This window comes from Actinomadura madurae, from assembly GCF_900115095.1.
GTDB classification, from domain to species: Bacteria; Actinomycetota; Actinomycetes; order Streptosporangiales; family Streptosporangiaceae; genus Spirillospora; species Spirillospora madurae.
The window spans coordinates 1-12,325 of record NZ_FOVH01000035.1 but is presented as its reverse complement, the minus strand read 5'-3'; the positions used below and the strand labels follow the sequence as shown (position 1 = coordinate 12,325).

Annotated in this window: 14 protein-coding genes and 1 pseudogene; 10 read left to right on the top strand and 5 right to left on the bottom strand. The window is 69.3% G+C overall.

All coding sequences use genetic code 11. From position 1 onward, the window contains the following. The first annotated feature begins 4 nt into the window (after window positions 1-4). Together BM339_RS46415 and BM339_RS46410 are read left to right on the top strand one after the other, a co-directional pair. The gene (locus tag BM339_RS46415; RefSeq protein ID WP_021594015.1) at window positions 5-313 is read left to right on the top strand and encodes a DUF4387 domain-containing protein; all 309 of its coding nucleotides are present in this window, start codon (window positions 5-7) and stop codon (window positions 311-313) included. 15 nt (window positions 314-328) lie between these two features. Next, entirely contained in the window at window positions 329-1,489 is a 1,161-nt protein-coding gene (locus BM339_RS46410; RefSeq protein ID WP_075024995.1) for an alpha-hydroxy-acid oxidizing protein, read from the top strand. Between the two features lie 25 nt (window positions 1,490-1,514). On the opposite strand, the gene BM339_RS46405 is transcribed toward BM339_RS46410, so the two are convergent. After that, a complete protein-coding gene (locus BM339_RS46405; RefSeq protein WP_075024994.1) occupies window positions 1,515-2,198 on the bottom strand; it encodes a response regulator in 684 nt (227 codons plus the stop codon). Continuing rightward, window positions 2,183-3,442 carry a sensor histidine kinase gene (locus BM339_RS46400; protein WP_218163948.1) on the bottom strand — a complete coding sequence of 420 codons (1,260 nt, stop codon included), beginning with the start codon at window positions 3,440-3,442 and terminating at the stop codon, window positions 2,183-2,185. Before BM339_RS46400 ends, BM339_RS46405 begins: the two co-directional genes overlap by 16 nt. A gap of 7 nt (window positions 3,443-3,449) precedes the next feature. Here BM339_RS46400 and BM339_RS52805 point away from each other — a divergent pair. The 5 genes and pseudogenes from BM339_RS52805 to BM339_RS46380 form a co-directional block, all read left to right on the top strand. Next, window positions 3,450-4,169: pseudogene (locus tag BM339_RS52805) on the top strand (SLC13 family permease); the annotation flags it as partial. A gap of 142 nt (window positions 4,170-4,311) precedes the next feature. Then, window positions 4,312-4,935, top strand: coding sequence for an SLC13 family permease (locus tag BM339_RS49450; protein WP_143118879.1), 624 nt, complete (start codon window positions 4,312-4,314; stop codon window positions 4,933-4,935). 21 nt (window positions 4,936-4,956) lie between these two features. Beyond that, entirely contained in the window at window positions 4,957-5,811 is an 855-nt protein-coding gene (locus tag BM339_RS46390; protein WP_075024992.1) for a fumarylacetoacetate hydrolase family protein, read from the top strand. Window positions 5,812-6,032: 221 nt separating this feature from the next. Beyond that, window positions 6,033-6,542, top strand: a complete 510-nt coding sequence (locus BM339_RS46385; protein ID WP_143118878.1) for a hypothetical protein — start codon at window positions 6,033-6,035, stop codon at window positions 6,540-6,542. 92 nt (window positions 6,543-6,634) lie between these two features. Then, window positions 6,635-7,864, top strand: a complete 1,230-nt coding sequence (locus BM339_RS46380; protein ID WP_075024990.1) for a HEAT repeat domain-containing protein — start codon at window positions 6,635-6,637, stop codon at window positions 7,862-7,864. A gap of 42 nt (window positions 7,865-7,906) precedes the next feature. Here BM339_RS46380 and BM339_RS46375 read toward each other — a convergent pair whose 3' ends face one another. Further along, window positions 7,907-8,371, bottom strand: a complete 465-nt coding sequence (locus BM339_RS46375) for a nuclear transport factor 2 family protein (RefSeq protein WP_075024989.1) — start codon at window positions 8,369-8,371, stop codon at window positions 7,907-7,909. 122 nt (window positions 8,372-8,493) lie between these two features. On the opposite strand from BM339_RS46375, the gene BM339_RS46370 reads away from it, so the two are divergent. Then, window positions 8,494-9,012, top strand: a complete 519-nt coding sequence (locus tag BM339_RS46370) for a hypothetical protein (RefSeq protein WP_143118877.1) — start codon at window positions 8,494-8,496, stop codon at window positions 9,010-9,012. 46 nt (window positions 9,013-9,058) lie between these two features. Here BM339_RS46370 and BM339_RS46365 read toward each other — a convergent pair whose 3' ends face one another. Both BM339_RS46365 and BM339_RS46360 read right to left on the bottom strand, forming a co-directional pair. Further along, complete coding sequence (locus BM339_RS46365; protein ID WP_021594025.1) at window positions 9,059-9,463, bottom strand: DUF3592 domain-containing protein; 405 nt, start codon at window positions 9,461-9,463, stop codon at window positions 9,059-9,061. Window positions 9,464-10,017: 554 nt separating this feature from the next. Next, complete coding sequence (locus tag BM339_RS46360) at window positions 10,018-10,584, bottom strand: TetR/AcrR family transcriptional regulator (protein ID WP_218163947.1); 567 nt, start codon at window positions 10,582-10,584, stop codon at window positions 10,018-10,020. Between the two features lie 108 nt (window positions 10,585-10,692). Here BM339_RS46360 and BM339_RS46355 point away from each other — a divergent pair, with 108 nt between their 5' ends. Both BM339_RS46355 and BM339_RS46350 read left to right on the top strand, forming a co-directional pair. Then, window positions 10,693-11,649 carry an NADP-dependent oxidoreductase gene (locus BM339_RS46355; RefSeq protein ID WP_075024987.1) on the top strand — a complete coding sequence of 319 codons (957 nt, stop codon included), beginning with the start codon at window positions 10,693-10,695 and terminating at the stop codon, window positions 11,647-11,649. Window positions 11,650-11,802: 153 nt separating this feature from the next. Next, the gene (locus BM339_RS46350; protein ID WP_075024986.1) at window positions 11,803-12,162 is read left to right on the top strand and encodes a hypothetical protein; all 360 of its coding nucleotides are present in this window, start codon (window positions 11,803-11,805) and stop codon (window positions 12,160-12,162) included. Window positions 12,163-12,325: the final 163 nt, after the last annotated feature.

Below are 12,325 nucleotides of genomic sequence, written 5' to 3'. Positions count from 1 at the left end.
AGCGATGCCCAAGGTCAGTGAAGTCTGCCGGCACGTCGAATCGAAGGTGGCGGGGCCGTTCTGGGTCACGATCGACCTGATGTTCGACGGCGAGGAGAACTACGACCGCTACGTCCGGAGCCCGGCGCTCAGCGCCGAGTCGGTCGGGACGATCTACGGCGTCGATCCGGAGACCGTGTCCTTCTACCCGATCCCCCAGTTGAAGGTTCTGAAGATTTCTTATCCACGGCGCGTCCCGCAGGGCGGTGTCGAGGAACGCGACCTGCATTCCGGCCAGCAGTACGCCTACCTGCTCGACGTCGAACTCTCCTGAGAGGACGGGAACGGCATGACCGGCCAATTCGGTGACTACCAGTTCGAGATCTACCTCGACGCGTTGAGCGGGAACGTCTCGGACCTCCCGATGGACTACGCGACGCTGGAGCGCAAGGCCGCCGCCGCGCTCCCGCGGTCGCTGCACTCCTACATCGCGGGCGGAGCGGGGGACGAGGCGACCCAGCGCCGCAACGCCGACGCGTTCGCGCGGTGGGGACTGATACCGCGCATGCTGGTCGGCGCCGAGAAGCGCGACATGTCGGTCACGGTGTGGGGGCAGACGTTCCCCGCCCCGATCTTCATGGCGCCGATCGGCGTGGCCGGGCTGGTCACCGCCGACGGGCACGGGGACATCGCGGTCGCGCGGGCCGCCGCCGAGACCGGCGTGCCCGCGATGTTCTCCACGCTCATGCAGGACCCGCTGGAGGAGGTGATCGAGCACGCGGGCCCGACGCCCAGCCTCTTCCAGCTCTACACGCCCAAGGACCGCGATCTCGCGGCCAGCCTGGTCGAGCGCGCGGAGAAGGCCGGCTACCGCGCCATCGCGGTCACCCTCGACACCTGGATCCCCGGCTGGCGGCCCCGCGACCTGGCCACCGGCAACTTCCCCCAGCTGCGCGGGCACGTCCTGAAGAACTACTCCGGCGATCCGGTCTTCCGCCGCCTCGCCGGTCCGGCCGGCGCGCCGCGGGAGGACGTCCGCACCTGGGCGGAGACCTTCGGCAACCCGCTGACCTGGGCCGACCTGGGCTGGCTCCGGTCGCTGACCGAGCTGCCGATCGTCCTCAAGGGGATCTGCCACCCGGACGACGCCCGCCGCGCCGTCGACGCCGGCGTGGACGGCGTCTACTGCTCCAACCACGGCGGGCGCCAGGCCAACGGCGGCCTCAGCGCCCTCGAACTCCTACCGGACGTGGTGGCGGCCTGCGACGACCAGGTGCCGGTCCTGTTCGACTCCGGCGTCCGGAGCGGGTCCGACGTGGTCAAGGCCCTCGGCCTCGGCGCCACCATGGTCGGCATCGGCCGCCCCTACGTCTACGGGCTCGCGCTCGGCGGCGTCGCCGGGCTGGTCCACGTGCTGCGGATGCTGCTCGCCGAGGCGGACCTGCTGATGGCCGTGAACGGGTACCCCGACCTCGCGGCCGTGCGCGCGAACACCAGGAAGGCGGGATGACGCGTCCCGCGGGCGGTTGCGCGTCCTAGAGGTCCTGCTCGTCCCCGACCTGGACGATGCCGTGCCGGTAGGCGTACCGGACGGCGTGCACCCGGTCGCGCAGCTTCAGCTTGGTGAGGATCCGCGAGACATGGGTCTTGACGGTCTCGTCGCCGATGTAGAGGCGCGCGCCGATCTCCGGATTCGTGAACCCCTCCGCGAGCAGCACGAACACCTCGCGCTCCCGCGCCGTCAGCCGGACCATCCCGGGCGGCGGCTCCGGGGGCGCCTCCTCGGCCGGGGCCAGGGCGTCGGCGATGCGCGGCGTGAGCCGCCGCACGACCGACGGGTCCACGTAGGCGTCGCCGCGCGCCGCCGCCCGGACCGCGGCGATGAGCTCCTCCGGCGGCAGGCTCTTGAGCACGAAGCCGTGGACCCCGGCGGTCAGCGCGCGGTGCAGGTACTCGTCGCTGTCGTAGGTGGTGAGCATCAGCATGCGGACACCGGTCAGCCCCGAGGCGACGATCTCGGCCGCCGCCGCCAGCCCGTCGAACTTGGGCATCCGGACGTCCAGGATCGCGAGGTCCGGGCGCAGCCGGATGGTCTCCGCGACCGCGGCGCGCCCGTCCGCGACCTCGGCCACGCACTCGAAGTCCGGCTGGGTGCTGAGGATCGCGCGCAGGCCGGACCGGAAGGTCGCGTGGTCGTCGGCGATCAGTACGCGGAACATGACGGTGCTTCTCCTGGTGATGGGGCGCCGCAGGACACGCTGACCCTGGTCACCCAGGTCCGGCCGGCGGCGTCGGGTCCGTGGGAGACGGTGCCCCCGAACAGGGCGGCCCGGCTGCGGATGCCGTCCAGCCCGCGCCCGGTCGAGGGGCGGTCGCCGCGCTCGGACCGCGGCCCGATGCCGTTGCGCGCGGTCAGCACGATCCGGGTCTCGCCGAAGTCGAGATCGACCTCCACGACGTTCCCGTCCCCGTACCGCAGCGCGTTGGTCAGCATCTCCTGGGTGATCCGGTACAGCGCGGCGTCGACGGGGCCGGGCAGCCCGCGCGGCGCGCCGCTCACCCGGAACCGGACGGCCAGCCCCGACCGGTGCACCCCGTCGAACAGGTCGACGAGGTTGGCGAGCCCGAGCTGGTCGGTCGAGTCCGCCTTCTCGTGCAGGACGTCGAGCATGCGGCGCAGGTCGGCCATCGCCGAACGGCTGGACGACTCGACGGCCCCGAGCGAGTCCATGATCTCCGAATCGGCGAATTCCGGTTTGGCGGCGAGTTTCATCCGCGCGGCGCCCGCGTGCACCCCGATCGCGCTCACGTGGTGGGAAATGACATCGTGCAGATCACGCGCGATCGACGTCCGGACCCTGTCGACCGCCCTCTCCATTTCCGCGGCGGCCTCGCGCAATTCGTTCTCCCGGTTGTGGCGCAGTTCCGAAATGTGCGCGCGGCGGGACGAGGTGTACCTGCCGACCAGCCAGGGAATGCACGCGTCCTTCATCATCTCGGTGGCGGCCGCGAGGGGGTTCGCCGGGTCGGCGACCAACTGCGCGGTGACCGCGCCCACCGCCAGCGCGGAGACGGCGCCGACGCTCCACCGGCCGCGCAGCCACGCGCCGGCGCGGTAGGCGGCGATCACCGTCCCGACCAGGTCGAGCTCGGGCTCGGGGGTCCCGCGGAGCACGACGGCGAGGCCGACCGCGGTGACCGCGTGCAGGACGACGACCCACCCGGAGTACCGGACGGGCAGCGCCAGGGCGGCGTCGACGCCCACGACGGCGGCGAGCACCCCGGCCCGGAGCGCGACGGGCAGGTCCGGCGTCGCGACGCCCACCACCACGGCGTCGACCAGCAGGCACGCGACGGCGACGGGGAGGGCCCGCCGTTCGAGGGAGCGCATCACGCGGGGAGCGTCCGCCCATCGCGGGGACGCCCGCGCCACCGCCGTCCCGGCGTCGTCCGCATTCGCCACCGAAGCGATGTTATCCGGACCACACCGGGCGAGGAGTCCCCCGACCAGGGGATACGCCTCCCCGGACGGTGTGACGACCCGCCGCGACCGGGCTCCTACGCTCGGCCTCGTCGCAAAAGTCTTCCGAGGTCATTCCGCTTGCCGGGTGCCTTGGCGGGGGTCACAGCAGAGAGGAAACACCATGCTGGCTCTCCTGGGGTTCGGGACGATCGGCCTCTTCACCGCATTGGTCATGACGAAAAGGCTGTCGGCGGTCGCCGCGCTCATCCTCGTCCCCACGGTATTCGGACTGATCGGCGGGCTCGGTGCCGATCTGGGCGACATGATGATCTCCGGAATCGCGGAAACCGCGCCGACCGCGGTGATGCTCGTCTTCGCCCTGATGTATTTCCTGGTGATGTTCGAATGCGGGCTGTTCGAGCCGTTCGTCCGCCGGATCGTCGCCGCGGTGGGCGACGATCCGGTGCGGATCGTGGTGGGCACCGCGATCCTGGTCATGATCGTCGGCCTGGACGGCGACGGCGCCACGGCCGTGCTGATCACCGTGTCCGCGATGTATCCGATCTACCGCCGGGTCGGCGTCAACCCGCTGATCATCGCCATGCTGCTGGGCGTCATCTGCCCGATCCTCAACTGGATGCCGTGGGGCGGCCCGGCGGCCCGGATGGCGATCTCCCTCAAGATCGACATCACCGACATCGTCGTCCCCATGCTGCCGGCGTTCTTCGTCTCGCTCGCGGCCTGCCTCGTCTTCGCCTACGTCCTCGGCCGCGCGGAGCGGAAGCGGCTGCGCGGGCTCGAAGCGCCGGCGGAGGCGGACGCACCGGGGGGCGCCGACGCACCGTGGGGGCGCCCACGAACCCCGCACGGTGATCGAGCCCCGGAACTTCTGGTTCAACTTCCCGCTCACGGTCGCGCTCATGGTGGGCCTGGGGCTCGGGATCATGCCCCTGCCGGCGCTGGTGATGACCGCGTTCGCGATCGCGATCACGGTCAACTTCCCCAACCTGCGCGAGCAGCAGGAGCGGCTGAAGCCGCACGCCGGCACCGTCGTCATGCTGATCACGCTCATCCTGGCGGCCGGCGCGTTCACCGGCATCATCAGCGAGAGCGGCATGGTCGAGGCGATGTCCGACCACATCATCTCGGCCGTCCCGCAGAGCTGGGGCGGGGCCTTCGCCTTCGTCACCGCGGCGCTCTCCATGCCGATGCTGATCATCCTGTCGACCGACGGCTTCTACCTCGGCGTCGTCCCGATCCTCGCGCAGACCGCCGGAGAGTTCGGCATCCCGCCCGAGGTGGTCGCCCGCGCCGCCCTGATCGGCATGCCCCTGCACTCGCTCAGCCCGCTGATCGCCCCGATCTACTTCGTCGCCACCCTGCTGCGGACCGACATCGGGACGCTGCAGCGCTTCGCCTGGCCCTGGACCCTCGGCCTCAGCGTCATCGCCATGGCCGCCGCCACCGTCACCGGCGCCATCTACGCCGCATAACCCCAGTCACAGGAGGCACGGGTGCGATTCATCACCTACACCACCGGCACCGAAGAGGGCGTCGCGATCAAATCCGGAGAGGGCTATCGAGGCCGTCCGGTCTCCGAGCTCGGCGGCGACCTCCAGCACTTCCTGCGCAGCGACGCCGACCTCGCCGACCTGGGGAAGACCCTCGACGGCGCACCGGAACTCGCCCTGCCGGACGTGCGGCTGCTGCCACCGGTCGTCCGGCCGGGGAAGATCCTCTGCATCGGGCTGAACTACCACGAGCACTCGGCGGAGAGCGGCTTCGAGGCGCCGTCCTACCCGGCCGTCTTCGCCCGGTTCGCCAACAGCCTGGTCGCGCACGGCGAACCGCTGGTGCGACCGGACGCGTCCGACCTCCTCGACTACGAGTGCGAACTCGCCGCCGTCATCGGCAAGGGCGGCAGGCACATCGGCGAAGACGAGGCGCTCGACCACGTCGCGGGCTACTCCGCGTTCAACGACGGCTCCGTCCGGGATTTCCAGATCAAGTCGCAGCAGTGGACGATGGGCAAGACCTTCGACGGCACCGGCGCCTTCGGCCCGGAACTCGTCACGCGCGACGAACTGCCCCCCGGCTGCGCCGGACTGCGCATCAGGACGCTCCTGAACGGCGAGACGATGCAGGAGGCCGACACCAAGGACATGATCTTCGGCGTGGCCGCGCTGGTCTCCCTCCTCTCCGAGGCCATGACGCTGGACCCCGGCGATGTGATCGTCACCGGCACCCCCGGCGGCGTCGGCGCCCTGCGCGACCCGCAGGTCTGGCTGAAGCCGGGCGACGAGTGCACGATCGAGATCGAGCAGATCGGCTCATTGACCAACCCGATCGTCCAGGAAACCCCACACTGACCCGCAACGAACCGCCCCAGCCTGACGCGCAGCCCGTCGCGTCAGGCTGGGACGCGTTGAGGGCGGCCCTTTGGTCGCCGTACTAACCTTCGAACGTGAGTTTCAGTTTGTACGCGCGAAAGGTGCGTGATCCCACTCGGCCCTACCCTCGGCGGGTCGCAGATCTCCGATCGTGCGTGCAGTTGTATCGCCCCCTCGGTTTCCATGCGACCCTCAGCTATTTGGAGGAGATCGCGGGGCCGTTTCGACGCGACGAGCAATCGCTGCTGCGTGCCTTGGAGGCGCTCACAACCAGCCGCGAACTGTGGAAGGCGGATGTCCGCGACTACGCCGCCAAGCGTGGACGCGCGAAACTGCAGGGTCAGCGAAGCCCTCGCCCCGCAGACCTTGATCCCAGCCACTCGCCCGGCCACTGGTACGGCGCTCCGCAAGAGGCGGCCCTGTACGCTCTGAGGTTCTGGTGCCGCAAGCGCCTCCCCACCCTTCTCGAAGCGTCTGACCAGGTCACCGAAGACCTGAACACCTGCGTAATCGCGTGCCTGGAATCAGGTGGCTCGCTCACCGCCGCACAGCACAAGATCTTCACGAACTGCAAGACCGCTCTCCAGAAGCGTCTACAGCCCGGCATCGCCCAAGACGATCCAACGGCCTACTTCCGCACCCGCGATCTCCTGACAGTCGCGGGCCTGCTGGAAACCGTTCGCACCGCGTCCTCCGACTGCCGCGCTTAAACAAGCTCAGGCATACCGGGAGACAGTCAGCGAACTAATGTTCCTCTCGGATTGCCGCCGGGTGTCGGTATCGGCTGGCAGTATTACGGGCCATGAGCGACAGGGAAGGCGGCCCGCTTGCCGGGCTGGACGAGGTCGACTGGGCCGCCCTCGAACATGCCTACGGCTCGGCCGAGGACGTGCCCGACCAACTCCGGGCGCTCGCCTCAGAGTCAGCCGGCGAGCGCGACAAGGCAAGACACGAGCTGTACGGCAACATCTTCCACCAGGGCAGCCGGTACGAGGCGACCGCGCACGCCGTCCCGTTCCTGGCCGCGCTGGCCGCCGACCCTCGGGTCCAGGACCGCGCCGGCATCGTGCACCTCCTCTCCGCGATCGCCATCGGCTACGACGAGTCGTACCTGCCGCACGGCGTCGACGTCACCGGATGGCGTGCGGGCATCCAAGAGATGCGTGCCGCCGACCCCGACGAAGAGCTGCGCCGAATGGAGCAGTGGGTCGCAGAGGCCAAGAACGAAGGCGAGCGAAGCGTCCGCGAGATGCATCTCGCCGCATTCGAACCCGGCCAGTCCCTGCACCACGCCGAAGCCGAACTCGATGCATACGACGCCGTTCGCGCCACCAGTCCGACGCTGCGCGACCTACTCGGCGATCCTGACCCGGAGATCCAGGCCGCCGCGGCGTACACGCTGGGCTGGTTCCCGGAAGAGGCGGCCGACACGCTGCCCGCCCTGCGGCCGCTCCTGGAGCCGGGCGTCGTCCCCGCCGTCGCGGTGAACGCGATCATCTCCGCGGGTCTGCTGTCCGGCCATGACCTCGCACCGCGGCTCCGCGCTTTCCTGACCGGCCAGGACGCGCTCCTCCGGTGCGCCTCCGCGATCGCACTGGCCCGCCTGGAGGTCACCGACCCGGACGTCCTGGACGTGCTGGAGGCGGCCGCCGTCCAGCCACCCGAGAACTCCGAACCCGGGATCCATCATCTGGACGGCAACGTGCGCGGCTACGCGACGATCACGCTCTCGGGGATCGAGGAGCGGGCGCATCCGAGGCTTCTCGGCGCCCTGCTCAAGGGGCTGGCGCTCAGCTCCGGCCCCGATGCCTTCCCAACGGCCGAGGCCGTGCTGCAACACGTCTTCGGGCAGCCGCGGAGCACGCCCCTGCCGCCATTCGCGGAGCTGACCGAACCGCAGCAGCTCGCCGTCCGGACACTGGCCGAGATGGGGGACGACACCTGGCGGTGGGGCAACTTCATGCTGATGCTCAGCTCTTGGGGCCTCCCGTCCCGGCGAGCGAAGTGCCGCACGTACGCGGGGCTGGACTGAGACCGGGTTCTAGCTGGAAGACGAGCCTGCCGTCCTCACCCGTCAGGGGTTGGATCGCCACCCGGCAGCGGCGAGGACCTCACCCAGCTGACCACGTGCTTGGGCCGAACGCAGGTGGTCGAGGTAATCGCGGGACTCAACGATCTTCCCGTCGCGGACCCGCATGACGAAGATCGCCGGAACGGCGAAGGGCTCGCCGGTCTCCACCACGGTCCCCTCGTACCGGAACTCGGCCACGATGACCTCGGGATCCGCGGTCTCGTGAACAGTGATGCCGACCGGCCGGCGACGCAGGGTGTGCCCTGTATAGGCGCCAGGCGGTGCGTCGATCCCGAAGTGCGCGCGCAACTCCTCAAGAGACCGCAGCGGGGGCGCCGCAAGTGGATGGAAAGGGTGCTCTACGTGGGTCTTCTCGGCGTAGAACTCGATCACGTCTTCCCAGCGTTCCTCGCAGACGCCGTGCACCAGCCTCAGAAAGATCTCGCGCGGAGTCACGGATTCGGGCATGAGACCTCTCTCTCATCAGAGGCATCAATATAGTTCGTCACCGAATTATTCGTCAAGGAATCATCTACCCACCGCCCGCCGAGTGGACCACGCTGGTGCGTGCTTCGCGCCTGCCGGGTGGCATGATCGGTGTCGTGTTGGTCATCCAACGGGTTCGCACCGTCTGGACCGGACGCGGCAGAGGTGCGGCCGAGGCGACCAAGCGCGGCCGGCTTCCCAAGGCATTCCCCGTCCCAGAGAGTGACGGTGGCGGGGAAGTACTTGTGCACGAGGTCTGGATGCGGGAGGCCGATGGGTACGTCCCGTCTGAGGAACTCCGCACCCACGGCGACCTTTCCGAGGTGGACTGGCTGTGCCTGAAGCGCGAACCGAGCGGCGCGATCCGAGTTGAGCGCCAGCCGGTCTGGGCTTCCTTTCCGGTGACCAGACGAATGGTCCACATCGGAACCCTGGCACCGGGCCAAAGCGCGTCGTACCGGGCCAACTTCCGGCTCTCCGGCTATTCAATGACCTGGACGTACTGCGACTGGGCAGTCAGCATTGCCCACGAGGCTCCCGAGAGCGCCATGTTCCTCGGACGCCACTACAGTCTCGAACGCGACGACAGGGTCTCCCTCTACGGGAAGCCCTCCCACCGCTGACCTGGCACGCTCTTGCCCGCTGCCGGAGCGCGCCAGGTCGCATTGTTCATTCGGGGCCGAAGAGCAGTGTCAGGACGAAGGCGAGCGCGAGGCATAGCCCGAAACAGATGAAGACTCCGCCGACCCAGCCGCCGCGCATCGACGTGCCTTCGACAAAAGCCACCGCGGGCTTCTTGGGGTGGTACAGGACTTTGACCGGGCTCCCCTCACGCAGGTTCCGCATCCCGATGTCGCCACCCTTGGTCGTGATCTCGCGCCCGTCCTCGGTGACGAACTCGACGATCGCCTCCCGGATGGTGCTCCCGTTCTCGCTGAAGATGACGTCGAGCTTGGTGATGCGTCCCGAGACGCGCACCGCGCGGGCACGGAACAGCCTGGCCCTGGCCAGCAGGAAGACCCCGGCCACGAAAAGGCAGCCCGCGAAGACGACCAAGAGTGACAGCTCGTCCACGAAACCTCCCGGTCGCCGCCGCGGCCCTTCGCCCAGACCGTCTGCGGCAGGCTACATGGACCCCTTGCGACCTTCAGGATGCCGGGGGTTGGCGTCACGTCATCTCGCCGGCGGTTCGGCGGTGTCGAGAAACGCCATCAGCGCATTCGACGCCCGCTCGATATGGGCCTTCATGGCCTCGTCGGCCTTGCGGTCGAGCGTCAGACGTGCCTCAAGCAGGTACCGGTCTGCGCATCGTCTCGGTGGCCGAGCAAATCGCCCTGGCCTTCGCTTGCCATTTCCGGCCGCTACCGCTGAAAGGACCCTTGGCAGACGATCAAGATGCCTGGCCGGGCCGAATCGATTCCCGATGGGCCACCATTGCGCTGCGGTCGCCCGGGCACGTCCAGACCCGCCCGTTGACCAGCGTTGCAACCCATCCTGGCCGCGCAACGGCGGGCACGCGCGCGGGTCCGCAGCGAGAGCCGTCGCCGATGGGGACGTCCTCGCCCCCAAGCCGCGTGACCAACCTGGTGATCGATAGTGGTCACCGCACTGGCCACTTCGATCCGGACTCAGGTCGGCCGGGCGGCGGGCCGGAGGCCGTCCATCAGAAGGTCGAGCAGGCGACCGGCCCTGGCTTCATGCTCGTGCCGGGGGGCCACGGTGAAGATGCCGATGAGGGACGCGGCGATGTCTTCGGCGGTGACGTCGGAGCGGAGGTCGCCCGCCGCGCGACCGGCGTCGAGAATCGTGGTGACGGCCGCCAGTAGCTCGCTCCGCGTCTGCACATGGGCGATCTCGCCCGACTCGATCATCGCGACCAGCGTGTCGAGCATGCCGTTCTTGGTCGCGACCCAGTCCCCGAACAAGTCCATCCAGCGCCGCATCGCCGCAGCCGGGGGCAGCCGGTCGAGCAACTCGCGGGCGCCGGTCGTCAGCCGCTCGACCTGGTCCCGGTAGACCGCATCGACCAGCGACTCGCGGGTCGGGAAGTGCCGGTAGAGCGTGGCGATGCCGACTCCGGCCTCGCGGGCGATCGCGCGCATCGACGTCTCGGCGTCAGCCGACGCGAACACGCGGGTCGCCACCGCGAGCAACTGGTCACGGTTACGGGCCGCGTCCGCCCGCGGCGCGCGCATCTTCGCCTCACCCAAAACGGATCACGCTCCGGTTGTGTTAGAGTCAGCCATGAAACGGAGCATAGTCCGTTTCATGCGTTCCCTCGGCCCCCAAGGAGACAGGCGCACATGCAGGAACAGAGCGACCACCCGCCGACGAACAGGAGCCGAGCGGTTCGGCTCGATTCATTCGGCGGCCCCGAAGTACTGGACATCTGTGAGGTTCCCGCTCCGCAGGCCGGCCCAGGACAGATCCGCGTGCAAGTCACCGCGGCCGGCCTCAACCCGATGGACTGGATCATCACCGCCGACGCGGACACCGCCGCCCGGTTCGGCTTGAGCCTCCCGACCGGCTTCGGGACCGACTACGCGGGGCTGGTCGACCAGGTCGGTGACGGGGTGACCGGCTTCGCGCCGGGCGACCGGGTGTTCGGGGGCGCCCTGTCCCGCGCGGTCGCGGACTTCGTGGTGATCGACCTGGCCGAGGGGGACGCGGCGAGCGAGGCCCATCACACTCCCGACGGCGTCGACGACCGCACCGCCGCCACCCTCACGATCGCCGGGCGCACGGCATCCGCCGCCCTCGCCGTGGTCGACCCCGGCCCGGACGACACGGTGCTGATCGGCGGCGCGGCGGGCGGGGTCGGGGTGTTCGCCGTCCAACTTGCCAGGCTCACAGGAGCGCGCGTGATCGGGACGGGATCGGCGACATCTGCCGATTTCCTGCGCGATCTCGGAGCCGAGCCGGTCGCCTACGGCGAAGGTCTGACCGACCGGGTCCGGGCCCTCGCTCCCGGCGGTGTCACCGCCGCCATCGACCTGTACGGGACGGAGACGGTGCACGCCGCAAGGAAACTCGGCGTCCCGGACGACCGCATCTGCACCATCGCCGCGCAAGTCGAGGGCGTGTCGGCGGCCAACGGCGCGAACTCCGCCCCCGGCGCCCTGGAAGAGATCGCCCGCCTGGTCGCGACGGGCCGAATCCGGGTGCCGATCGCGGCGAGCTTCCCGATCGACCAGATCCGCCGCGCGGCCGAACTCCAGGCCGGCCGCCACGTACACGGCAAGGTCGTGATCGACCTCTAGATCAAGGCCCTCGCGATGTAGTCGTCACTTTTCAGGCGGGGCCCGGCCTCCTGCCCACTGAGGTCCCAGGGCGCCCAACCAGCGCGCTTCAACAGGCTCGACCACCCGCCGCCTACCTCCCCGTTGATCGCTGCCGCCTATAGCGTCAGCCTCATGGAGATGCCCGAGCTCGCAGATCTGATCTGGCTCTTCGAGGATGAACCGACCTCCGACCACGAGGATCTTTCCTGGCCCGTCGGTCTTCAGTCGTTCCGTCTCCGGCGAGGTGATCGCGAAGTGCTCTTCTCACTCGATCCCACGTCGGGCGAGGCGTACCTGACGATGTTCGAGGCGGGCGAAGAGACCGCGTCGATCGGCAGGCTTCGCAGGCTGCAGAGCCTCACGATCGAGAAGCGAGGCGAGCATGAGGGCCTGGTCATCCACTTCGCGAGCGAAGCCCTCGATCCGTTGCAGTTGCAGACACGTCCGGTCATCCGTCTCTCTTGGGACGTCATGCCACTCGGAGTCTGGTGACCGGCGCGCCTCCACACACCACCCTGCCCGAGCCGCCTACCGTCGTCCCGCGAGCGGCGCAAACTCGTCTTAGTGCGTGTTTGAGAAGTTGATCTCGGTCGGTGTGTCTGCGTGATGCGGTGTGCCGGTTCGTGCAGGGTGTGGCGATGGCTCGGACGTCGTG